This window comes from Nocardia australiensis (assembly GCF_020733705.1).
Taxonomy (GTDB): Bacteria; Actinomycetota; Actinomycetes; order Mycobacteriales; family Mycobacteriaceae; genus Nocardia; species Nocardia australiensis.
Window position 1 is genome coordinate 187,880 of the sequence record NZ_JAJFZM010000016.1, and the last position, 23,636, is coordinate 211,515.

At 61.7% G+C, this 23,636-nt stretch carries 20 protein-coding genes; 7 read left to right on the forward strand and 13 right to left on the reverse strand.

Going from position 1 to position 23,636, the window contains the following annotated elements; genetic code table 11:
- Positions 1 to 96 precede the first annotated feature (96 nt).
- A complete protein-coding gene (locus LKE06_RS28180; RefSeq protein WP_228002369.1) occupies positions 97 to 636 on the reverse strand; it encodes a hypothetical protein in 540 nt (179 codons plus the stop codon).
- 857 nt (positions 637 to 1,493) lie between these two features.
- On the opposite strand from LKE06_RS28180, the gene LKE06_RS28185 reads away from it, so the two are divergent.
- Entirely contained in the window at positions 1,494 to 1,631 is a 138-nt protein-coding gene (locus LKE06_RS28185) for a hypothetical protein (protein ID WP_228002370.1), read from the forward strand.
- Between the two features lie 154 nt (positions 1,632 to 1,785).
- Positions 1,786 to 3,240, forward strand: a complete 1,455-nt coding sequence (locus tag LKE06_RS28190; RefSeq protein WP_228002371.1) for a serine/threonine-protein kinase — start codon at positions 1,786 to 1,788, stop codon at positions 3,238 to 3,240.
- A 570-nt stretch (positions 3,241 to 3,810) separates the two neighbouring features.
- On the opposite strand, the gene LKE06_RS28195 is transcribed toward LKE06_RS28190, so the two are convergent.
- From LKE06_RS28195 to LKE06_RS28220, 6 genes are all read right to left on the reverse strand, one after another.
- Complete coding sequence (locus LKE06_RS28195; protein WP_228002372.1) at positions 3,811 to 5,265, reverse strand: hypothetical protein; 1,455 nt, start codon at positions 5,263 to 5,265, stop codon at positions 3,811 to 3,813.
- Positions 5,266 to 5,541: 276 nt separating this feature from the next.
- A complete protein-coding gene (locus LKE06_RS28200; protein ID WP_228002373.1) occupies positions 5,542 to 6,768 on the reverse strand; it encodes a restriction endonuclease subunit S in 1,227 nt (408 codons plus the stop codon).
- Positions 6,765 to 9,401 (reverse strand): type I restriction endonuclease subunit R, encoded by a 2,637-nt coding sequence (locus LKE06_RS28205; protein WP_228002374.1) that lies wholly within the window; start codon positions 9,399 to 9,401, stop codon positions 6,765 to 6,767. Before LKE06_RS28205 ends, LKE06_RS28200 begins: the two co-directional genes overlap by 4 nt.
- 145 nt (positions 9,402 to 9,546) lie before the next feature.
- A complete protein-coding gene (locus LKE06_RS28210; protein ID WP_228002375.1) occupies positions 9,547 to 11,022 on the reverse strand; it encodes a class I SAM-dependent DNA methyltransferase in 1,476 nt (491 codons plus the stop codon).
- Positions 11,023 to 11,269: 247 nt separating this feature from the next.
- Positions 11,270 to 11,482 carry a hypothetical protein gene (locus tag LKE06_RS28215; RefSeq protein ID WP_228002376.1) on the reverse strand — a complete coding sequence of 71 codons (213 nt, stop codon included), beginning with the start codon at positions 11,480 to 11,482 and terminating at the stop codon, positions 11,270 to 11,272.
- A gap of 380 nt (positions 11,483 to 11,862) precedes the next feature.
- Positions 11,863 to 12,312 (reverse strand): hypothetical protein, encoded by a 450-nt coding sequence (locus LKE06_RS28220; RefSeq protein WP_228002377.1) that lies wholly within the window; start codon positions 12,310 to 12,312, stop codon positions 11,863 to 11,865.
- 288 nt (positions 12,313 to 12,600) lie between these two features.
- On the opposite strand from LKE06_RS28220, the gene LKE06_RS28225 reads away from it, so the two are divergent.
- Together LKE06_RS28225 and LKE06_RS28230 are read left to right on the forward strand one after the other, a co-directional pair.
- Positions 12,601 to 13,407 carry a hypothetical protein gene (locus LKE06_RS28225; RefSeq protein WP_228002378.1) on the forward strand — a complete coding sequence of 269 codons (807 nt, stop codon included), beginning with the start codon at positions 12,601 to 12,603 and terminating at the stop codon, positions 13,405 to 13,407.
- Positions 13,404 to 14,597 carry a helix-turn-helix domain-containing protein gene (locus LKE06_RS28230; protein WP_228002379.1) on the forward strand — a complete coding sequence of 398 codons (1,194 nt, stop codon included), beginning with the start codon at positions 13,404 to 13,406 and terminating at the stop codon, positions 14,595 to 14,597. The genes LKE06_RS28225 and LKE06_RS28230 overlap by 4 nt, the downstream gene beginning before the upstream one ends.
- 617 nt (positions 14,598 to 15,214) lie before the next feature.
- On the opposite strand, the gene LKE06_RS28235 is transcribed toward LKE06_RS28230, so the two are convergent.
- Genes LKE06_RS28235 through LKE06_RS28255 form a run of 5 tightly spaced genes read right to left on the reverse strand, consistent with a single transcriptional unit; the run spans position 15,215 to position 17,830 of the window.
- Positions 15,215 to 15,562, reverse strand: a complete 348-nt coding sequence (locus tag LKE06_RS28235; RefSeq protein WP_228002380.1) for a YbaB/EbfC family nucleoid-associated protein — start codon at positions 15,560 to 15,562, stop codon at positions 15,215 to 15,217.
- A gap of 54 nt (positions 15,563 to 15,616) precedes the next feature.
- The gene (locus LKE06_RS28240) at positions 15,617 to 15,988 is read right to left on the reverse strand and encodes a DUF6188 family protein (RefSeq protein WP_228002381.1); all 372 of its coding nucleotides are present in this window, start codon (positions 15,986 to 15,988) and stop codon (positions 15,617 to 15,619) included.
- Positions 15,988 to 17,220, reverse strand: a complete 1,233-nt coding sequence (locus LKE06_RS28245; protein ID WP_228002382.1) for a WXG100-like domain-containing protein — start codon at positions 17,218 to 17,220, stop codon at positions 15,988 to 15,990. Before LKE06_RS28245 ends, LKE06_RS28240 begins: the two co-directional genes overlap by 1 nt.
- Before the next feature lie 14 nt (positions 17,221 to 17,234).
- Positions 17,235 to 17,522 (reverse strand): WXG100 family type VII secretion target, encoded by a 288-nt coding sequence (locus tag LKE06_RS28250; RefSeq protein WP_228002383.1) that lies wholly within the window; start codon positions 17,520 to 17,522, stop codon positions 17,235 to 17,237.
- A complete protein-coding gene (locus tag LKE06_RS28255) occupies positions 17,522 to 17,830 on the reverse strand; it encodes a WXG100 family type VII secretion target (RefSeq protein WP_228002384.1) in 309 nt (102 codons plus the stop codon). The genes LKE06_RS28250 and LKE06_RS28255 overlap by 1 nt, the downstream gene beginning before the upstream one ends.
- Positions 17,831 to 18,450: 620 nt before the next feature.
- On the opposite strand from LKE06_RS28255, the gene LKE06_RS28260 reads away from it, so the two are divergent.
- The 3 genes from LKE06_RS28260 (at position 18,451) to LKE06_RS33000 (ending at position 21,773) form a co-directional block, all read left to right on the forward strand.
- A complete protein-coding gene (locus tag LKE06_RS28260; RefSeq protein ID WP_228002385.1) occupies positions 18,451 to 19,137 on the forward strand; it encodes a hypothetical protein in 687 nt (228 codons plus the stop codon).
- Positions 19,138 to 19,234: 97 nt separating this feature from the next.
- Entirely contained in the window at positions 19,235 to 19,447 is a 213-nt protein-coding gene (locus LKE06_RS28265) for a hypothetical protein (RefSeq protein ID WP_228002386.1), read from the forward strand.
- An 859-nt stretch (positions 19,448 to 20,306) separates the two neighbouring features.
- Positions 20,307 to 21,773, forward strand: coding sequence for a restriction endonuclease (locus LKE06_RS33000; RefSeq protein WP_228002387.1), 1,467 nt, complete (start codon positions 20,307 to 20,309; stop codon positions 21,771 to 21,773).
- Between the two features lie 697 nt (positions 21,774 to 22,470).
- On the opposite strand, the gene LKE06_RS28275 is transcribed toward LKE06_RS33000, so the two are convergent.
- Positions 22,471 to 23,016, reverse strand: coding sequence for a hypothetical protein (locus tag LKE06_RS28275; protein WP_228002388.1), 546 nt, complete (start codon positions 23,014 to 23,016; stop codon positions 22,471 to 22,473).
- Between the last annotated feature and the right edge of the window lie 620 nt (positions 23,017 to 23,636).

Here is a 23,636-nt window from a genome sequence, read left to right on the forward strand (position 1 = left end):
TGGCTTCGACGACTCCGATTCGCGGTCTACCCCTCGCTGCGAGCTTTCCCGGTTCGTCGCGCCTAGAGGTGCATCAGCTTCTGCGCGTCGCATCCACTACACAGGCATCCACGGGTCGCACCCGCTCGTCTCCCGCGAAATACTCAGCGGTGACGACGAGGCTTTCGGGAATTGCGAGTTGCTGCGTGCGCCACCGGTGGAGGCGTAGACGACGTGGTCGCGCAGGATCCACACGTCCGACCGCTCTTCCATCTGTCCGGATGCGTCGAGGGTCGTCGCACCGAAGAACGTGAGACGACCTTCAATGATCACCGTGGCGTTGATGAGCCTGTAGCCATCCATGGTGAGGCCCGCTTGCACCGGCGCGACGACATTGTCCGACGCTGGCACGCATCGCGGATCCGACAGCGATGCCGGCGCAGCGGTCGGTGTGGTTGCCGGCGCGGTGGGGGCTGAACTGCTCGTTGTATGCGCCGAAGTCGATTCCGACTCTTGCTCACCCAGGCCGAGCGCCTTTGAGATGAGCACGACGACGACTATCAGTGCGAACACACTGACAACGCTGGTGATCAGGGCGTGCACCACAGCATTGGCTTGTCCGCGTATGCCGAGGTGTTCGTCTGGTTCGATGGGCATGGGAATCCCTTTGTGCGTTTGACGGATTGACGGCGCCGCGAGCGCCTATTGACCCTGTGCACGAGGTCTGTTCACGGCACGCCATGGCAACGTTAGCGCCATAGGAACCCGAGCAGCGCGCCGATCTTCACTCACGAGATCGTTCCACGGCGCGACCAGCAATGAAGTGCTACAACAAGTTTGGTCGTCGTGTGTAGTCCTGCCCCCTCGTAGGCCCAGGGGAGTGGGCTTGAACTTCTGAGACGAAGTCGGGAGAGCTGTACGGGTTCATCGAATCCGCGACCTACCGGTCGCGTGGCCCTGGCCATGGATCGCCTGCCCTCACACCGCGGCAGCGGGTGAGGCCCTCGACTCGACGTCACCAAGGTCGCCGACCAACTCGGCAACCTCCCGCGTACTCCGCAAATCATACGTGCGACGGCACCAGCCACACCCCGACGTGACCGCACTCGTCGGAGACAAGCTCGGCCCCGCACTCGAGCAGGTCGCACGCCGCCGCTCCCGAACGGAATTAAGGGGTGGCACAAGCGGTGCCACCCTACGGCGGCGATTCGAAGTTCCGGACCTGGCTCGAGCGGCGTCGGATCGGGTATGCGGTGGCAGTGTGCTCTCCCATTAGCCGATAGTGTGACTCGCGCGGTAGCCACGCTGTCGACAGTCAGCCCGGCTGGCACGGGACGGCGGTGCTGGTTTCTGGCCAGGCAGTAACTGACCGCAATCCCAAAGGCGAATTCAGAATCGCCTACTACCTATACGGCGGCCCGATCGGAACCAGCGACACTGGCCCGATCCGTGTCGCCGACGTGTACTGGATTCGCAGATGAAGTTCTGACAATTGGACTCTGAGGGTCATGTGCGTGGATGCGATTGCTGGTGTGGTCGCCGGGGTCGGTGCTCGCGCTCAGCCTTCACTCGATCGATTGTTTCCGCGCGGCCGCCGTCCGGTGCTCTCGCAGGTGGTCAGCAAAGAAGCACTGCTGGGCCTGGCAGTTTGAGACCGATCCTGCTGCGTGGCGCCGCTGCTGAATGCCACGACCGATGAGCACTTCTTCGACTAGTTGTTGCAGTGGCGAGCAGGCGTGTCCTGTCCGTGCGCACGGATAGCAGTAATGAGCTGATAGCGGGCAATCGCGTGGTGAGATAGCGAGCATGCCCGAATTTATTCAGCTCGAAGAAAACTGGACGGTGATCGGCCCCATCGGAGACCAGGCCGGCATGAGTTCCGTCATCGAGGTCGAGCGCGATGGTGCACGCGCGGTTGTCAAGAAGGTCAAGAAGATCGCCGGAGGCAACCGAGATCTGCTGGTAGAGGACCTCAGGGGCTGCCGGAACATCGTGCCCTTCGATGAGACCTACGACGCGGGTTCTGAACTACTTCTCCGCATGCCCAAAGCTGAAGGATCGCTCAACCAACTCCTGAAAGAACGAGGTGCCCTCGCAGAGTCCGAGGTCATCGCAGTCCTGACGGACGTGGCGACGGCGCTGCTAGATATGGGCAGTTTGGTCGTTCACCGCGACATCAAGCCACAGAACATCCTTCGGTACCAGGACGCATGGTGCCTGGCGGATTTCGGCATCGCCCGCTATATCGAAGAGGCTACCGCCACCGTCACTTACAAGCGGCATGCGTCTGAACCCTGGACGGCGCCGGAGCGTTGGATGCTGCAACGAGCCACCGTCAAATCGGATGTGTACTCCCTGGGAGTTGTTGCCTATCAACTGGTGACAGGAGAACTTCCGTTTCCTGGCCCTGACTTCCATGACCAGCATCGGAACTCTCCACCGCCCCCGCTCACTGGGATCTCGCCGCTGCTGCGTTCGTTGATCCTCACGATGCTGTCGAAGGCACCTGAGTCTCGCCCGAACCCCACCGACATTTTGAAACGCCTCGCTGAAGCAGGCCGGAAGGTGTCATCCAGTGCGCTCAATCAGCTTCGTGAGCTGGCGGGCGAGAGTGCTGAGCGGAAAGCCCGCAAGGACGCCAAGGCCGCCGAAGCGAAGACAAAGAAGGAGCGGCGGCAGATTCTTTCTGAGTCAGCCGCTTACCTGATAGCAGAGTGGATGGATCCCATCGTCGAGGCGCTCGAGTCCATCCCCGGAGTGAAAAAAACCTCCAGCATGGGGGAACTGAATTTCTCCTTCGAGCAGGCGTTGCTGACCTTCAAGAAACCCGCAGAGGTCAAAGCGAACGACGAACTGCCCTTCGATGTCGTCTCAGTCGGCGCGCTCACCGTTGAGATGCCCTCGGTCACAGACAGGTGGGCAGGACGGTCTCACAGCCTCTGGTATTGCGATGCTCAGCAGCCTGGCGAGTACTACTGGTACGAAACCGCCTTCCACTCCATGTCCTTCGGCGGTGGCTATGCGAAGCGATACAGGCTCGAGCCGTACAGTCGTGACCCGCAGGATCGGGACACACTATTGGCACTGCAACGCGTGATGCATACCGAGCAAGTCGCGGTGTCGTTCACCGCCCTTGTCGGGCAAGAGGTCGAGGACTTCGTTGAGAGGTGGCTCAGGCGATTCGCGCAGGCCGCCGAAGGCCGTCTCTCGCAGCCGATGCAACTGCCAGAAGGCTCACCTGCAGGCAGTTGGCGTAACTGACCTTGGCCCAATGCTTCGGCGGGATGGTTTGATAGAGGCGCTCGCGCTGCATTCGTCTGCGCAACATGATTCCCGCACATCGGCGTTCTTGAGGTCCGGCCCCGGAGGGACAGTGTCGGAAAATGTAATGGTGCTGCGCCTTTCTCGCCGACACGCGTCCTGCACTGGGCAACCGGCTCGGTGGAAACAGTTACCGTTGACGACGCGTGCGTGTGGCCAATGCGGGCAGCCAGCACTTGAGCGACTGTGGTGCGCTGCCATGGAAGTCGGCGTCTTCGGTGCTTCGTGTAGCCCAGCAGCATTGGGCGCTGGCGACGAGCATGGTTTGACCGGCTCGTAGCATGCCAGTGGGCAGTTGGTCGTCGTTGATGTGGTTCAGCAACATCGGGTAAACCCTGAGCGATCCTTTCGTCTCCATGCTTGAGCAAGACGCGCAAACCCTCGGCATGTTGACCGATCTTTCCGAACGCACCGATCGCTGCGAAAGATCCTCCAGCACAACAGATTAACCGTTACATATCAGCGAATCATGACCACGTACGACACGCATCCTAGATGCCGATACCACCATTAGGGGACTATTCCGAGTTCCCAGTCCGACGGCCACGGTTTGCTCAGTTCCAGCCGCTCAACGGATTTCCGTTGGTAGTCCTGGTGCGGACCGTCTGGACTCCACCCACCGAGGTAAAGACGTAAGTCGTCGACACCAGGCTCGATGTCGAACGGTATTTTGCCCAGAGAGGCTGGACATGTTGTGGGGTCGAGTCGATCTGCCAACTCGCGACCGACTGTGCACCAGCTACGCAGGTTTGCCGCCGAGTGCGGGTCGTTCCTTTGGTCCGCGGCAGCGGCGGTGTCGTCGAGGATGGTGCAGATTTCTCGCAGGTCCTGTGCATTACGCCATGCAGCCAGGGCTGCGACCATGGTCCTGCGCTGCAGCATTGCTTCAGCCTGCCGTCGCGCAGAGGCCATGGCTGATTCCCACTGTCGCCGCTCCTCCATCCGTTCCTGGTTCTGTTCAGCCATGTACGCCAAGTGTTTTCGATAGCTGTCCTCAGCTCGGCGTTCGGCTTCTGCGCAGCTCGCCTTGACTGTCGTGATGATCTTGCGGATACGCTCTTCTAGTGGCGAACGTTTCTCGTCCTCCCATGTGTGCGCGTTGTGTGTCCCCTGGTGTCCGCCGATCTTCAGCTGCAGCTTTCCCGTCGGTGTCGTTTTGCTGTAGGAAGATCGCATGTCCCAGTAATCCGCTGGGCGCCCATACGCGTTGAGGTGTTCCTCGGTGAGGGTCAACTCCCACTGTTGGGTCCCGATGCGGTAGCCCAGTTTGGCGTGTTCGCCGCGACGCGTCAGCCGGACTTCTTGATCCTGTTTGGCCGCTGCGGCATTGAGTTCGAGCAGGAAACGTGTTGCCCGTTCTCGTTGTCCGTCGCTGACCTGGAGCGCTGCCGGGTTCTCGCTCAGCAGTTGGCGCAGATCCTGCGGGGGAGCCTGCTTCTTCTCCGCCTTCGACTTCCGCGCCTTCTGTCGAATCCGGTACCAGTCGATGTTGTTGTCCTCGCCGGCTTCCAGCAGGCGTACGACGATGTCCCCGTCTGATCGACCGGTGTACCAGAGTATCTGGCCTTCCGGCACGAGTCCTTGACACCGAGCTGCATATACAGCGCGACGATACGCGACCCGCGTCTTCTCGTCCGCTCCGGCAATCCGCACGATCCCGTCCGATGTCTTGCCCAACCGACTGATCAGACGCTCCGCATTCTCTGAGTCGCCATCGGCGTATCCGCCCGATGCCCGATCGCACTCGGGATGGTAGCCATGCTTCAGGTAGTACCTGCCGATGTCGGTGATGCTGGCCGCGAAGAATCCCTTGCGCTTCGAGACAGTGACTAGCCCGCGAGACTCTAATGCGCGGGCCGAGACCCGATGGGGCGCGGACTCCGGTTTGCTCAAATCGTCGCCGTCTGCGATCCGCTCTAGGAGATCACCTTGCCGGTCAGTGAGTTGATCGCTTCGCCGCACCATATGACCATGGTGCGCGGTCGGGCCTCCTGCTGTCCGGGAGTTCGCGCACGACACTTCACAGCAGCAGGAAGGAAGTTGAGAAAGAGAGCCGCCGCGTTGACGATATTGATGAATTCTGTTGTTACGGTAATGATTTCAGCAAGAGTCGCAGGTACCGGTACTCGGCAGGACACGCAAAACATGGGCAACTGAGAAACGCCTGGTCATTGTGGGTGCGTATGCGGTTTGAGGGATCGCGATGCCCTATCGGAGACTCGCTGACGCCTCGATGGCCGGTCAGGCAGGGACGAGGGTTTCGGTGACATCCGCCCAGGGTTCTCGCCAAGTCAAGCGGCCAGAGAAGGCAGCCGCGAGCAATGATTGCCGCAGCGTCACCGCACGACGCTGCGCAGCGACGATAGACCGGTTTAGCCTGTGTGTGAGTGCGTCCATCTCGACGAGCCGCTCCAATCCGGCATCCTGCATATCGAGGCTGGGCAGCGGGATTGGTAGCGGGTCCAACTTCGCCAGGCTGAGATTGTGCTGGCCGGCGCTGGACGCGGCGAGCGACGTTATCCGCGACCGTAGTTGCGGGCTTCGCAGCATGGCGTGCACCCATGCTGGACGAACCACATCAGGGCGTAGGCGGTACCGGATCAGATACGAAGCGAATGCGGCATTCACGTCGTTCTGGACGATTGCCGAACGGCCGATCAGGTCGACAGATCCGTTCGTGCGCACAATTAACAAATCACCTGGTGAGACCATATATTTCGAAACATCGACGGAAGGATCTACTACCCGCTTCTCGTCGGCCAAATCAATCTTCCCGTCAGCAAGATTGGGGATTCTGATAACCGCTGGCCCCGGCGCATCAGCTGCACACTTTTCCGAAGTGCCGTAACCGGCGTCCAGCGAGGTGCTAGCTAAGGTGGCCATCGGTCCCGCATAAAGCTCGGAGAGCGTCCGAAGCTTCAGAGCCTCTACGCGGCGAACCGCTGTTTGAACTGAAATGGCAGCGGCGTCGAGCCGGGAGAGGTGGTCTTCGAGGATTTCGACGATGCGGTGTTGTTCGGCGACGGGTGGCAACGAACCAAGAGGGATCTTCCGTACATCACCGACGTTCACGTGCTGCACCGTGGATCCAGCCGAGTTTGCGCGTATCCATTGCTGTGTTGTCGGTGCCTGCAACGCGTACAGCAGGAAGCTGGTCGCAATACGAGACGCGTCCGGTCGAATCAAGACTGTCCTCTGGCCGAGACAAACGGGACTATCGGTAGGTACTGCGCCTACTTCACCCATTGGCGCCTCCCGTGACAAGATCAGATCGCCTGTCGTCGGGATCGCGCGTCGTGTCCACTCCTCGAATGTCGTTCGCGAAACTGGCTTTGCCTTGTCGAGTGCTATCCGCCCGTCGCGGATGGCCCCGGTGCCGACGGAGTAGCCGAACGCATCGTTGTCAGATCGCGGCGCGGTCTTATGCTCGCAGTCAATGATGAGCGCTACCTCACCGAGAAGGCTCATGCAGTCAGCTCCGTATTCAGCTCGTCGATCAGGTCAGCAGTGGCGTCGCCGAGGTCGCGGAGGGCGCCGTCGGTGCCTCCTCGTTCGGTGAAGGGGGCGTTGTCGAGTTGGGCGGTGGTGAACTCGGCTGACGCCGCGATCGCTGAGACTATCCGATCGAGCCACCAGCGCTGCGTGGCGGTGAACTCAACGCCTGCCTGGCGTTGCTGGGCGAGCCAGTTGTCGTAGCGGTCCTGGACTCGCTCTGCGTATGGGACCAGCTCATCGTCGACGCCGACCGTGAAGCGGATCAGGGAGATGAGGTCAGTGACGGTGCGGTGGCCCCCGATATCGCGGCTCACCTGTACCCCGAGGCTGTCGTATGCCTTCCAGATAATTTCGGGAGTCCAGTTGTACGGCGGACGTGCGATACGGGAAGCTAGTTCTTGTATCTCGTCGTAGGTCGCGCGGCGGTCTCCCGCCTCGCTGAGTATCTGGATGGCGGTGATCTCCGAGCGGTGCTCATTCAGATAGTCGCTCCAGGAATCAACCACCGATCTGGCGCGTGAGGGGTCGACTACTCCGTATGCGTCGAGCAGGATGTCCCGGCTCACTTCGTCGATCGTGCGGTCGTGGGTCGCGCGGAGCTCAAGAATGCGGGTGCGGAGCTCAGGATTGGCGGCGATCGGTTCTACTGCGCGATCGAGTAGATCTTGGACGTCGCCGTCGTATGCCGCTTGGGTGTCGGGATTGACCGCGTCTACGAGGCCGCGGACGATGTCGCGCACAGGAGAACCCGCAACTGAATCAAGTTCGATGCGCTCAGCGTCGGTGAGGTCGAGCTCCAGTTTCGCGAGACGCGAAGCGAGCGTGGCAGTTTCGGGCTCGGTGAGAGTGAGCGCCGCAGCTTTGTCGAGCAGCTTCTTCAAGCCGATGCCTCGTTCGCGGTTCAGTGGTGCGTCGCAGAACGCGTGCTCGGTAACTCCGACCGCGTCGACGATCACGAATCGCGTCTTGACCTCGGCGTCGGGGGTCACAGCCTGGAAGTCGGCGTTCGAAATTGTCCGTGCACCACGGCCTTTCATCTGTTCGAAGTACTGGCCCGACCGTACGTCGCGCATAAAGAATACGCACTCAAGCGGTTTGACGTCGGTGCCGGTGGCGATCATGTCGACGGTCACCGCGATCCGCAGCGTCGGGCTGGTGCGGAACGCTTGTAGGCGACGTTTGGCGTCGCTGGCGCTGTAGGTGATCTTCGCGGCGAAATCATTTCCCTTGCCGAACACCTCGCGGACAAGGGTCACGATCTCCTCGGCGTGTGCGTCGTCTTTGGCGAAGATCAGCGTCTTCGGGACGGTGCTGCGCCTGGGGAAGATCTCGGTGAACAATTTGTTGTGGAAGGTCTCTAGCACGGTGCGGATCTGCGACTTGCTGGTCACTGCGCGATCGAGTTGCCTTGCGGTGTAAGTCAAATCGTCTTCGAGAGCCTCCAAACGCTCCACCCTGGTGCGTCGATCGACCTTCGGAACGATGGTGCCCTGCTCGATTCGGGAACCGCGCTCACTGATCTCGGTGCTGATCCGGTAGACGTCGAAGTCGACGTTGACCAGGTCGGCGACCGACTCGGGATAGGTATATTCCGAGACCAGGTTCTGTTCGAAGAACCCGAAGGTCTGTTTGCCTGGGGTCGCGGTGAGGCCAACGATGTGCGCGTCGAAATAGCGCAGCAGCCCCTGCCAGACGCCGTAAATCGAGCGGTGCGCCTCATCGACGATTACCAGATCGAATGTCTCCGGCGGCAGGTCGGGGCTGTAGGTGACTGTGACCGGGGCGTCCGGGACGTAGCCGTCGAGATTCGGGTCGTCGGTGTCGGGTACCTCGTCGCCCTGTAGCGCTTTGAACACGCGCTGGATGGTCGAGATCACCACGCTTGACGAGCTCAGCATGCCCGCTTTGGTGAGCTTGTCGACGTTGTACAGCTCGGTTAAACGGCGGCCGTCGCCTGGGGCACGATAGTTCTGGAATTCGGCAAGTGTCTGGTCAGCCAGATTGTTGCGGTCGACCAAGAATAGAACTCGCTGGAACCCGCCGTATTGGAGCAAACGGTAGGACTCGGTGACGGCTGTGTAGGTCTTGCCCGCGCCCGTCGCCATCTGCACCAAGCTGCGCTTGTAGCGCTGCTGCGCGAGGCTTCGCTCTATACCTTCGACCGCCTTGACCTGCGCTGGCCGCAAACTTTTGCGATCTAGCTCTGGCATGGTGGCAACCTTGGCGCGCCATGTCGGCGCATCAGGGTTCGCCGCCGCGTCACGCAAGAAGCGACCCAGCGTCGAGGCCTGCGGGAAATGGAACAGCGCCCGGGAACGCGGGTGCGGATCGAAACCGTTGGTGAAGTGAAGCTCGGTGCCGCTCGACTCGAACACGAACGGCAGCCGCCCACCCACGGTGAGGGCCTTCAACCGGACCTCAGCGGGAAGGCCTTCGGCATACATCGCCGACTGCCACTCGACCCCGGACAGTGGTGTCCCCACTGGCTTGGCCTCGATCACGCCCACGGCCTTCTTACCGACGTAGAGCAAGTAGTCGGCGCGGCCGTGACCTTTCTCCATGATGACCTCGCGAACCGCCACACCCTCGGCGGCGTAGAGGTTCATCGAGCGCCGGTCCTGAACCGCCCATCTGGCTGCTACCAGCTGGGCATCAATCAACGCCCGAGCGCGTTGCTCAGCAGCTAGCCGTTGGTCTGAGTTCTCTTGGCTCATAGTCACTTCAGCGTAAAGGAGGAGAGTGACAAAACGGTCAGGATGCTTCGGCGGTCGTGCGTTCCAGTTCGGCTGCTACCGCTTCGAACTCGGCTAGCGCCGCCGTCAGATCTTCGACGATTTCGCGCGCGATGATCTCGGGTGCGGGGAGGTTGTCGGTGTCTTCCAGCGACTCGTCGCGCAGCCAGGTGATGTCGAGGTTGGTCTTGTCGCGGGCGATGAGCTCGTCGTAGGTGAACGAGCGCCAACGGTCGGAGACCACCGCATCCCGATCCGACCAGTACGCCTCGACGAACTCGTCAAGATGCTTGCGGCGCAACGGGTTCTGTTTCAGGGTGAAGTGTTGGTTGGTGCGCAGGTCGTAGACCCACAGTCGTTGGGTCCACGGCTGTTCGGCGGCGGGCTTCTTATCGAAGAACAAGACATTGGCTTTGACGCCTTGGGCGTAGAAGATGCCGGTCGGCAAGCGCAGCATGGTGTGCAGGTTGTAGTCCTCAAGCAGCTTCTTGCGCAGTGTCTCGCCCGCGCCTCCCTCGAACAGAACATTGTCCGGCAGCACGACGGCGGCGCGACCGTTGATGTCGAGAATGGTCATGATGTGCTGCAGGAAATTGAGCTGCTTGTTGCTGGTGGTGACGACGAAATCTTGACGTTCGATCTCGCGGTCTTCCTTCGCTTCACGGCCGTCGGCTCCGACCATGGTCAGCGAGGATTTGCGCCCGAACGGCGGATTCGACAGCACCACACTCCAACGACGACCCGGATCAGCAATCAAGGCGTCCCTGACCTCGATCAACGAGTCGCCGGTTGGGGTGCCGATGCCGTGGAGCAGCAGGTTCATCGCGGCGAGGCGAGCAGTGCCGTCGACCAGCTCGAAACCAGATGCGAAGTCGTCGCGGAGGTGGTCGCGCTGGGAAGGGGTGAGGTTCTCGGCACCACGTGCGGCGTGCTCGTGGGCGACGAGGAGGAAGCCACCGGTGCCGCAGGCCGGGTCGACGATGGTGTCGTCGGGTTTGGGGTTGATGACATCGACGATGCCAGCGATTAGATCGCGCGGGGTGAAGTATTGACCGGCACCAGAGCCCTTGTCGGAAGCACCTCTTGAGAGCAGCTGTTCGTAGGCATCGCCCTTGAGGTCGGTGCCGGAGGCCGACCAGTTCTCTTGGTCGATCAGGTCGGCAATCAATCGCTTGAGCTTGGCGGGGTCTTGAATCCTGTTCTGTGACTTGCGGAAGATGGTGCCGAGGGTGCCCGGTTGCTCGGCCAGGCCGACCAGGATTTTGGTGTACTCGAGTTCCAGCTGGATGCCCTCGGCGTCGAGCAGACGCTGCCACGAATACTGGGGCGGAACTACCTGCTGCGGATTGAGGCGGCGGGTGGTCCGCTCATGGGCCATCTTGAGGAACAGCAGGTAGGTGAGCTGTTCGGTGTACTCGATCACGCCCACGCCGTCGTCACGCAGCACGTTGCAGTAGGACCACAGTTTGTCTACGAGGCGGCGTGAGTCGGTCATTCGAATAGTCTTCCATGTGGGGTACCGACAGTGCATCGCCATATGTCGTATCAACCGCGAGGTACTGCGCCGCAACGCACACGGCCAAACACGTCCATCCTTCGACCGTGTACGACGTCGCTACTGTGACCGTATCGGAACCCTTTTGGATGTCCAATTAGTGCCCTCGGCAGGGCGTGTCGAACATGGGAACGGGGATGACCTGCGGTTTCGGGGTGGTCGGTTGGTGATTGAAGCCGATTTTCGGCTATAGGCGGGTGGTGCCGCTGTCGCGGTGGTCGGTTTGCCATCGTGCGACTTCGAGCCAAATACCAGCCTGTTGCTGGGTGAGGATCTCTTCCTGTGCGGTGTCGTCGGGACTCCCCTCGTCGAAGCCCTGCACCGAGGCCGCCGCGCCATCCGGGTCGAATATGGATCTCGCTAGGCCGAGATCGCCCGCGCTAACACCGATCTCGCCCACACAGGAGGTCGCAAGATTCAATGGCTAGGTGGGCCGTGTTCTGCTTAGCTGAATGTGATCCCGGTGTGGCGCAGTCGGTGTTGTCTGTGTCCCGGAGGCCCATGGCGCTGAATGGGTGGCAAAGGGGAGCGGGGTGGGTATCGACGCAAGTGTGTTGAGGTCGGCTCGGCGGGCTCGGGGCTGGTCACAGACGCGGCTGATCTCCGCTCTGCAGGAACAAGCCGACCGCGACCGTGTGGGGTTGATGACGACTGCGAGTCTTCGGGTGGCGTTGTCGCGTTGGGAGAATGGCCATGTTGTCCCAGACGAAGTGCACAGCCGCCTGCTCTGCAGGCGGCAGGCATCATCGGCGATCGCCCTGACCTACCGCGCAGGGCTCGTCATGGCATTGGTCGCGGCAGATTGCGGGCGTAGTAGCCGACCACGCTGCAGGCGGGGTCGGTGAAGATACGCTTCTCGTGCTTGAGACCACGAACTAGTGACCGCAGAGCGGTGTGGACGTTATGAGGCGAGTTACCGACGTGGTTGGCAAGCGCTTCTTCGACGTCGCTGCAAACTATCTCGCGCAGACCTCCGAACCGTGGCGCCCAGCCGGTGAGGACCGGCAGGGCGAATTGCAGGTAGGTGCGCACGGTCACCCATGCCACCGGCCGCGAGGGTCGCCGTCCAGTTCCGCGCAATGCGGCCACCCACGCTTCGATCTCGCTGCGGAACTGATCGGGTACCTGCGTCAACAGTCGCGTGACCGCTCGCTCCTCGAGGTCGGTGGGATCTGTTGCGCGGCTATATATTCCGCGGACCCCGAGCGCACCGCTGCTGCGCTCGGTCATCAGTTCGGGGGCAGGGTTCGGCGACCGCCGCGCCGCACGGCCTCCAGCTCGATCGAGTACGACTTGACCGACCGATCGCCCTGGTAGAGCAGACAGACCAAGGGCCCCGCTGGCTTGTCCGCTTGTCCAACGACGGCGCGGCATGTGGAGGTGACACACTGCAAGATCGGCGCATCTTGGCCGGGACACCTCCCCTGTCGATGCCTATGAAGTTGGGATCTAGGCCCACAACACGCCACAGGGGTTCAGTTTCAAGCGCGATTTACTGATTCTGGTAGTGTTTCCCGCGTGAGCGAACAACAGGATGTCATTGCCGAACTCGGAAGCGCCGGAGTGCTCGCCGGCATCCGTTGGGCGTATCTGTCAGCGACCGCGCGACTGTTGACGACCTCGGCCGACGACGCCGCCTTCGACGACCCCGGGTGGATCGGTACCTCTCGCTTCAAACTGTTCACAGATCGCCTCGACCGGGTCTTCGCATGCAAACGCTACTCGGTCAGCGGAAGCGATCCCGACGCCGCGCTCGACCTGCTGTACGCACAACTGCCCAAGAACGAAATCGAGTCGATGCCCCGACTGGCCCCGGGCCTTGTGGAGCGCAACGACCTCAACCTGAGCTCCGGGTGGGCCTTCGGGGACAAGAGATTCCTGCTGGCAGCGGCAGTCTTCGGCAAGCTGCGCGAGCTGCCTTGGTCCCAGAAGAGCCCCACCAAACAGAAAGTGGCCTCCCAGCCCGATCCGCACCCCGAGCAGGGCTCGCTGTTCGCTGGCGACACCGACACAGAGCTGAGCACCCTGGAATCGCAGCTGATCGAAAGCCAGAAACTGGACATGACCACCTTCGTGATTGGCCATAGCATCGATGTGATCAGCGGCGACCTCGAACTCGGATTCGGGCGTCCGCGGCTCAATTCCGGTGGTGGTGACACATGGCTGTGGCTTGAAAATCTGCTCAATCTGCCGCCTGCCAGCGGTGGGCGGCGTGGAGACGCAGGCCCTGGACCCACGGCTCCGGATGCCGAGCCGGACGCTCCTGTGCGCCTGCGGCGCCGGGCTTCCACCGAGCCTGGCGTGGACGCCAGTGGTGCACAGTGACCACTCGGTCCTCGACCACCGACCGAACGATCGAGGCAGCCACCTTCTTCGACGGCGGTCGCCTGACCTTGGCGCGGCAGCTGGCTGGGTTGCGCAAGACGGCCTTGGCGGCCATGGTCGACAAGAGCCCGACTGCCGTTGCCAGCTGGGAGTCCGGTGCCAAACGTCCATCGGCTGCCGCGGTCGCACAGCTGGCGCTTGGGCTTGGGGTCGACCCGAGCTTTTTTGTTATTCGCCCGGACGACGTCGCTTCGCTCAGCTGTACTCCGCACTTCCGGTCGTTGCGGTCGACCAGTCAGCTCGCGCGCGATCAAGCCTTTGCCTACGGGCAACTAGCAGTCGACATCTCCAGCTGTCTCGAACGGCACGTCGAGTTTCCCGAAACCGACCTGCCGAGCTTTCCTGTCGATGTCGAACACGATGACGACGATGGTCCGGAACGTGCAGCACGGCTGATCCGCCAACAATGGAATTTCGGAGACGGCCCCGCCGGGCACCTCATTCGGACCCTCGAAAATCACGGTGTGCTAGTCGTATTCAGCCCTGACCAAGCCGCTGATGTTGACGCGTACTCCTTCGACAGCCGCCTGCGACCCGTCGTGGTTTTGAATCCGATCAAGCGCGACTACTACCGGCAGCGGTTCGATGTGGCCCATGAACTCGGCCACCTGTTGATGCACACTGACGCGGAACCCGGCGGCAGGATCGTGGAGAACCAGGCCAACCGCTTCGCGTCCGAACTGCTGATGCCAGCGGACCTGATCCGCCAAGTCTTGCCGACGAGTATGGGTGGCAGCGCCTGGCGAGATCTGCGCCAGCTCAAGGAGCATTGGGGTGTCAGCATCCAGGCGCTGCTCTACCGCGCTCGTTCGCTCGGTGTGCTCAGCGATGTGTCCTATCGCAATGCGATGGCTACGATTTCGGCGCGGGGTTGGCGACGCGACGAACCCGCGTCGATCAAGGTGATGGAACAACCGTCGCTGCTTCCGCGTGCCGTCGAGCTGCTCAACAGCGAAGGTATCGGCGAGAAGGCGTTGATCGAGCAATGCCTAGTTCCTGCTGAACTGTTCCGAACGGTTACCGCTAGAAGTCCACTGCCGACCATGCCAAGTATTGTGATCCCACCGAACGACAGTGGGTCCGCGGGTAAAGTTGTCTCACTGTTCGACGTATCGCTGAACGGTGGCTAGCGCGGAATATCATCGCCATATGCAGTGGGGGGATGCAGTGTTCGTGTATGGACGTGCTCCTCGCGCGAGCGGAGAAGATGGCATCTGCGGACTTCTTCGCCGTCGCGAGCTTCTCCAACCGGGCGAGGGCGTCTCGGATCTTTCCTGTGCGGTGGCCAACTGCTGACCGCCACTGCGAGCGACCACCATCAGGCCTGCGGCACACAGCATCATAATTGAGGCGCACAACAGTCTGGCTCGTCGGAGTCGGGATCGAAGGTCAGTACCACGCGGCGGGGACCGAGCACCCGAATCGTTTCACCACCGTTCTGCTCCGGTGTCCGGACGATACCGAGCGCTGCGGCGGCCTGGCGGTTGCGTTCGCTTCGTCGAGGTAGTCGATCCAGCCCCTTGCGGTGGGAGTCGGTCATCTCTAGGTCGGGGTACCTGTCTCACGGCTCATTTCGCGCAGTACGCGGGTATACCAGCTACCCCGTGCGTTCGCGTGCCTCCGCTAGTTTGCGCCGACATACCGTCGCGGGATATGCCTATGGCTCCGTGCGTCATTCGAGTGAATGACACACGCCAAGTTCGACGTTTGAATGTCTCGGAAGGCACACGTCAATATCGAACCAGCGTCACGGGCCCAGGATGTCGCGGATGAATGTCATCGCGGCGGCGCTGGCAGGCTCCTCAGCGTAGGGGCGTGTAATTGCGTCGACCTGGTGCTGTGCCTCCGATTGCGCGCGTTGGATAGCTTGCAACAGTGCTTTCCTGAGCTGGATTTCTCCGAGCCGCAGCGCCTGCGGCGTTATGCGTAGATCGGTGACTTTGCCGTGGGCGTCCACCGTCGCGCTCAGCTCGCCGTGACGGGAGCTGGCACGGACCGCGATCTGTGCGAGCGCTTGCTGTACCTGATGATTTTTGCGTCGCCAGTCTTGCGCGACACGACGTTGTTCTTCGTTCCATCGGTCCAAGTAATCCATCGGGACTCCTGATGTATTCGCCGCCTGGTCGGCCGAGTATGTGGGAGCAGCCGATCAGTCGGCTGTCCAGGTTGCCAGCTCGCCGTGCGGCATGCAGACAACCCGATATCCGTTCGGACCCACGAGTGTCCATGCCTCGTATTCATCATCCGGTGGGACGACGAGCCGGTTCCCGGAGTCCAGGTCGATGGTCAGGGTCCCTGAGGAGTCGACGACAGCAGAGGTGATCGCGCCACGAACGACGGGTTCGAGTTCGACCTGCGAACCGCCGCCGTTCGCGAGTGCGATGGGCCATCGGTCGCCTCGGCTGGATTGGATCTCCATGTCTCCTTCGATCTGGAGTTCGAATCCGCCGACGGTCGTGACCTCGACCATGTACTCACTGGCTGCGACCGAGACGCGCTGTCCGGTGATCGGTAGTTCCATTACCATCCTTGTGGCTTGGGGAAGGTTCCATCTGGGTTGACCGAGATATGTGTTGTGCTCTTGGGGCCTGGTTTGCCTGCGAGATCGACCGGTTGGCCGTGCGAATTGTAGAACCGGACATATCCGTTCGGATATTGCGAGTTCGGCTGCATGACCCGGATCGTGTCGGCGTTCCCGGTCGATCCCGGCTTCTGCCAAACCACACCTTTCCCGTTGTCGGCGGTACGAGGTACCCAGTCGCTCGGAACTTCAGGCGGGCGTGAATAGCTGCTACTTCCTCCACCACCGGTACCCGTGTTGGTATTGAACTGGGTAGGGTTGGCTTCGAGGAGCGGTTGTAACTCTGTGGCTACGCCGATGGCTGCCGCACCTGCGGCGACAGTAACCCCGGCCGCAACGGCTGCGGCGGTATCGAATGCGACGAGCACTGTGACAACGGCGGCGCCGGCGGCACTGCCGGCAGCGGTTGTTGTCGCTACAGCCCCTGTGCCCGCGGTGAAAAAGCCGACTACGACGCCCGCGATGAGACCCGCGCCGATCGCCCCGGCGAGTATGGCGAGTATTTCTTGGTGCGCGTCCTCGATCTGCTGTGCCCAGTCCTCACACGCGCTGCCGAGCTTCTCGTACTGCGTTGCGACCTCCCCGACGCCCATCCATACCGCGTCCATCTGATCGATTGCCTGCGGTAGCTCTTCGGACGCGTTCTCCTCGAGATTCGTCCACGCCTGACTGGTGCCGTCGCTGGCGTCGCGTAACCCTTTGGCGGCGGTTCGCCACGCGGTACCGAGCCGCCTCAGTTTGTCGGGGTCCCCGTTCGGCCACGTATGGCCCTGCAGCCAGCTGCTGATCATGCTCCAGCCGAACGGTGGATCGGACTCACCACCGAATGCACCCTTGAAGGTCGGTGCGGTTGTGGCCGCGAGAATCGCAGGGGCGGGGTCGGGTATCTCGGGAGGGTTTTTGTTCAGTTTCTCTGTGTTCGAGTGGTTTACGGCGGTGAAGGCGAGGAGGTCGTGTAGCTTGCCAAACGCGTTGACAATATCTGTTCCGGCGGCGACGGCCTTGAACGCGGCCGGGTCATAACTGTCCGCCCACGTTCGCCCTGCACTGTCACTGCCGGCGCACCCCCAGTCCTTGTCGAGCGCTGCCGCGAGTGCTTTGACGACATTTTCTGCGCTGTGATAGGCGCCCTCGTACAGCGTGGCGGCGTCGTACAAGATGCGTGAGTCCATCGAAATAGGCGCCATCAGGGCCACATTCGCTTGTTGTGCTCGACATTGGCCAGGTATCGATCGCGCGCGGTCCGGGCCGCGGTTTCGAGCTCGGCCAGTGCCGCCTTCATGTCCTGCATCTCGCGCTGCCAAGTGTCATGCTTGGCGCGGTGCGTTTCCGCCGCGCTGCCTTCCCATTCGATATGCAGCGCAGCAACTTCACGCTCGACATCGGCGATACGTTGCTCGATCTGCTGCCCGATGAGACGAGCCTTGGCGACAAGTGCCAGAATCTGGTCGGTGTTCGCTATATACGCGGCCATCACGTATCGCCCAGATCGAACTGCACATAGGTGACGTCGCTCGCGTTTTTGCTGTCGGTCTCCGTGTACTTGTCCGCGGCCTGATGTACCAGGATCGCGTCCTCACGCAGTGCCACAGCAACTTTGCGGGCGGATTCGACCCACTCCGTCCAGAGCGCGGCATGGGTATCGGCAGCCTCACCCACCCAGTCAGCGGACATCAGCGCATCGGCTTCCATACGCAAAGTCTCTATGTCTTCCCAGAACTCGTCCGCCCTTGAAGACATGCGGTCGGCTGTGGCGTGCATCTGATCGGGATTGCTGTGCACCCTGCGAAGCTACCACCGTCGCACTCGACCGAGCCTCGAGTGCGGCTGACCGGCCGAAGCGCCGACAGCCCGAACTTGTCGAGCCCCGGCCTGGACAGCAGATGCACCAGCGGCGCGTACTCGAAATACCGCGACCGCGTCTGCAGCACGAACGTGCTGTTGACATTGGCGAAGCCCGCGACATCGGCTGGTGGCCGCCTCTCCGCCGTGCGGGCACGCCGCTGGTGAAACGTGAGCGCACCCGCTCACAGAGCGCGTCCGAACGCGCTTGCGCGCAGCAAGATTCACACCTGCCAAGGCACCATGGAAGCGAGGTCGGCAACGCGGCCGCGTGCCGCGAAGGAGGCGGGATGGATCAGGCGTGGGATATCGGTCGGCGGGTCATCGTCGACGCGATCGAATTGAGCTACCAAATCGAGTCCACGAGCGGCCCCTACGAATGCGTCGGCTGCGGCTGCCCCGTCATGCCAGCGGCGCTGACATCCGAACACGTCACACCCTATTTTCGAGCAGGAAGACAGCGGTCACATCTATCTGACTGCCAAATCGCTGGCGACCCGGTCCTGGTACGCAGTTCTGGTCCACTAGAACCCGCGCGCACAGAACGTCTAAGTGGCGGCGTGAGCATGCCCTATCAGCTGGTCCGCTCTGAACGCCACGAACAAGTTGACCCGCACGCGACTGAGGATACCGAACGACAAGCCAGCCAGAGTAGAACACGCTCGATCACCACCAGTGAAGACCAACGCGGCCTCCGGGAGGCCACCGCCTCCACCATCCGGCCCTTCTGCCGCACGTTCATCCGCTATCCGAACAGCCGCGGAATCCTGCGGATCAAACTCCCCGACGTTGACACTCAGCACTACCAGTACGCATTCAAACGACTCGATCTCTACGCCATCACCGACTACCCTCACCGGCGGATCTTCTACGCCGAAGTGGCCTGGAGCAGTCCGCCGGAATTCACAACCAACACGGCGGTGATATCGCTGTACGCCGGAGACCGAGATCCACACAACCGGGCGCGAGTGGCTCGCCCGTATCGGGTCGCCATCAGCTGGTCGACCTGGGGAACGAAACTGCGTGCGGCCCTGCGTCGCGAAATCACCGCAGCACGACGAGAAGCCCGCGAGGCTTCGGGATCCGAAGCCCGAAGCTGGTTGTTCTTCCTCGCACAACAGGACCCTTTCGAACCCGAGCGATTCTGGGTCGATCATCACGCCGAGTACGCATTCATCACGGCCCACCTCATCTATCCGAACACAAATAGGCCCAACACCCGCCCCAGAAAGCTGCGGCGAGCTTGAGCATGCTCCGACACTGAGAGACCGGCCGAACGGCGCCACCAGACCTCAACAAGTCACCTATCGAAGTCGATGTTGATGCGGGAAGGCACTACGTCGATTGAAGAAGGTCCGGTTGGTGTTGCCGCCGCGCCCGGACGATGCGGAATGGCCAGAGGGCTTAATGTTCTTCGACCTGAACGATGCCGGGCAACGCAACCTCAAGAGCATGGGCCGACGCTGGCGGCGACTGGCTGCCGCGCTCAGCCTCCCCGAAGGGGTCACGCCACGCAGCTTGCGCAAACACCTTGGCACCGAAGGCATCTCGGCCTGACTCGATGTACCCAAGGTCGTCGACCAACGCGGCAACACCTCCGCGTACTCCGGAAATCATACGTACGACCGCGGAGTGACCACACTCATCGGCGACAAGATCGGCCCCGCACTGAACGAGGTAGCACGCCGCCGCTCCGGCTAGGTCGAGCACCGAACTGAAATGAGGGGTGGCACCGCCAAGCGGTGCCACCCGTCAACTGTGTCCGCCGACGCATTTGAATGTCTCGGAAGGCACACGTCAATATCGAACCAGCGTCTGGTTGGCCAGATATCCGGTAGTGCTGTGGAGGGCCCGTTGGTCGATCGTCCAGATGTGTTGGTAGGCACGGTCTCCCAACGTGCGGATCGAGGCCACGTGAGCGGAGCGCGTGATTTGCCGGCCCCGATACGAGAGTTTGAGAGGTGTGAACCAATTGCTTAGTGCTACTTCGCTTTATCTGCGCCAGCACATTGGCAATCCGGTCGACTTGGCGGCATTGGGATGCGGGCTGGTTGGGCCCGGGGCAGGATCGGATGCATAATCGCAGGGGCCTGGGACTGCGCGGCCTGCCACCGCCCATGGCTGACCCAGAGGCGGCCCCGTGCCGGGGTAGCGCTTCCGGATTTGTGCCACAATCGATCTTGCTGTGCCTGGTGGCTAGGGGATGCGTTAACGCCGGTGCACCTCAGGTGGTTCCGGCGAACGTGGAGGACGGATGGGGCGTCGTCGTGGGGTGTTTGCCGAGTTGCAGCACCAGCTTCGTGAAGCCGAGCGGGCGAACCGAAGGGCGGAGTCGCAACAGCAGCGTGCCGCAACACAGGCTGCCAGGGATGAGGCTCGGTTCGCCCGAGAGGCTGAGCGGGCAAGAGCGCAGGCAGTGCGTGACAAACAGGCCCGGTGGATCGAAGAGCAGAAGGTGCAGGTGAGGTGGCTGACCGATAACGTGCGTGCCCGCGCCGACGAACTGTCCGGACTGCTGAGCGTGTCCACTGGATCCGCCCGGACCTTCGCTGTCGACGACCTCCGTCGCACCTACACTCCCGATCCACACAGCCCGGAGCGCTGGCTCGTGACGCCGGAGAGGGCGCCGTTGTGGCAGGACTTCGCGCCGCCGCCACCGACGGTGTGGGAAAAGCTCCAAAAGTCTCGGTGGCGGATCCGCGAGGCCGAAGCCAAACAGGACTATGCCCGGGCGGTCACCGAATACGAGCAGCGCGAGGCGCACCGGACAGCCGCGCTGGCGCAGGACATGGCAAGTCACGAGGCCGCCGAAGCCGCTCGTCGAGAACAGATGGAGCAGTACAACGCGGCAGTCGGCGTGCTGGCTCGCGGCGTTGACGATGCTGATCCCGATTCGGTCGCCCAGGTCGCGGAGCTGTTCATGACTTCTGCCGACTTGCCCGAAGGCATCTCGACGGATATCCGAGTGGCCTATGTAACTGCCCCGCGAAGACTGCTGGTGGTACGCCAGCTGCCGGATGTCACCGTCATTCCCGCCGAACGGGAGTTCCGGTATGTACGAGCTCGCGACGAGATCGTCTCGACCGCAAGGTCGTTGAAGGAGCGACGGGAGCGTTACGCTGACCTCATTGCCCAACTGGTTCTTCTGGTCACGCGCGACGCGTTCGCACTGCTGCCGCTGACGACGATCGATGAGGTGGCGGTAAGCGGTGTGGTCGCGGGCAGGAACACCGCGACGGGGCAGCCGGAAGACAAGTGCCTGATCAGTGTGTCGGTCACTCGGGAACAGTTCGATCGTCTGGTGCTGTCCGAACTCGACGCGGTGTCCTGCCTGAAGCATCTCAACGCGCTGGTGTCTCCACATCCGTGGGACCACGAACCGATTCGACCTCTGTTCGACCCCGACCTGTCGAGATACAAGATCGATGCCGCCTCCGCGATGTCCGGCGTGGATCACCGCACTGTGCTGACCGAACTGGCTCCGATCGAGTTCGAGCGGCTGATCAGAGAGCTGTTCGAGGCTATCGGTATGGAAGCGTGGGCGACTCAGGGATCCAGGGATGACGGCGTTGACGCGGTTGCGGTCAACCGCGACCCGATCATGGGCGGTGTGTGCGTTATTCAGGCGAAACGCTATACCAAGGTGGTGGAGATCGAAGCTGTTCGGGCCCTCGCCGGCGTGATGGAGGATATGCGTGCCAGCCGCGGAGTGCTGGTGACAACGGCGTACTTCGGCAAAGCCAGCTACGACTTCGTGGGTAGGCACGGCAAGATTCAGCTCATCGAGGGACCCGAACTGAAGCATCTGATTGCCGAGCATCTGGGTATCGACGTGGTGATAGGACACATCCGAGGCGCGCCGCGCCGCTGGACCGCGAACTAATGCCCTCGGAGTGTGGCGGGGCACATAGAAGATGGGACGCAGGTGATCCGGAATCTGCTCAGGACAGTTGAGAAGGGTGTGCGGGCGTGTTGCTCGCTGATGTCGGATGTGCACGGCTATCGTTCGTGTCACGCGGCTATGGGCGGCCGAGCAGGACGAGTGAGCCGGCCCCGGACGGTGATTCTCTGCAAACGAAGTGGTGCGGGAAACCTCAAAACACTTCTGCGCCATCGCGGCCGATCCCCAGCGTCGTGTTCCTACTGTTGCGCATCAGCGGGATTCAGTTGAGCGAACACGGACGGCCGAACGGGCGCAGGCATTGTCGCGTACGCCCGTTACAGCTCGATCCGTGCCGTGATTCCCGCCCCCGCACCCACAGAAGCACTCCGGGTGAACTGCGTGCCAGCAACTGGAGCCTGTCAGCTGACCCCCGAAACCCCTGAGCATCAGCCGCACTGAGTCCGGCCGATTACGACGATGACATCGCTTACTTTCAGGGTATCGAAATTCGAGGTTCACCAGCGGGTTTCGACATCTCTTGCCATCGGCGCTAACTCCGAGGCAATCGTCCGTCCGCGGTGGCCCTCGGATTACTGAGCGAGAAGTCACAACTGATCTCGTCGCATGGTCCGAGTGTGGCGAGGAGCAGGTGCGCCAACGATCGACTGCCCTGGAGCGATGTACTGCGGTTGATGATCTATTTCACTATGTCGTCAGTTGAGTTGCGGGGTCGTGCTCGAACCGATAACGCGTGGAGAATGCGAACCGCCGCAATGGTTGCCTCTTGCTGGAGTTCGAGGTCGTCCCACAGACGTCGTTCGTCCGACTCTTCCCTGCCGAGTAGATACATGACTTCTTGCCATTCGCCACCTCCTGTGGCGTAGGGCACCCAAGTGGAACAGATCTGAACGTCCGCGTGGACGACCGCGTTCCGACGCTTCAAAGCCTTGGTGATCAGTTCAAATTCGTCGCCGTACTCGATGAAACCGTTCTTTTTCGCAGCCGCTTTGAGGTCATGCAAGAGTCGGCCTGCCGACCGATCGAGATTTGCCGAGGGCTCAAAATGTCGGAGCGCTTGCCCGATGACAGCCTCTGTCTCGCCGGCCTGAGCCATAACGTATCCACGGATCTGGTGCATCGGCTGAGCGGAGCTGTCATTGTGCGGCTCGTAGGCATCCTCGGGAAACTCATCGTTCAAGATGGTTCGCCAGGATACGACCATGACGTCGGGGTTCGACTGCATGCGCGAAGTCTGCCACCTGATCACTTTGTTGCCCAAGGAATTTGGTAAAGCACTGAACGAGCACCTTGCTACAGCTTCGAATCCCAATCCACATAGTCCGCATTGCAACGACCAGTTGAATCCCGCCAATACACCGCTGCTGCGACCGCCGAAGCATGCGTGTGGGGACGGCTTGATCAGATCTGTGGGCGCCACCAGAATATGCTGGGGCAACGCCGGTTCCGAGACGAGCCCTTCAACCGCGAGGAGGCGCCCCGAAATCGGTCTTCCGGCGTGTCGTCGAGAGGTTCGTGCGATATGTGTCGCTGAGGCGTCCCGTCGAGCGACCCACGGTGGAGTAGTTCCGTGCCGATCGGTTAGCCATGGGGCCAGCGTCTCTCCGAACACCTTTTCAGCCGGTGACGGTCCGGTATACGGCGTTCAACCAAACAGACTGCGCCGTATTGATATTCATACCGACCGGCCTCGTCGGTATGATCCCACCGGGGGTAATCTGTTCGAAAGTTGCTGCGAAGAAATCTGTTTCGGCTTGCGAGATAGGTGGTTGGTGGCACGATCGATGAAAGCCTGGATGGCCGTGTCGTGGGGAGGGCAGAAGTTCGGATGAGTGCTGCGGGGTG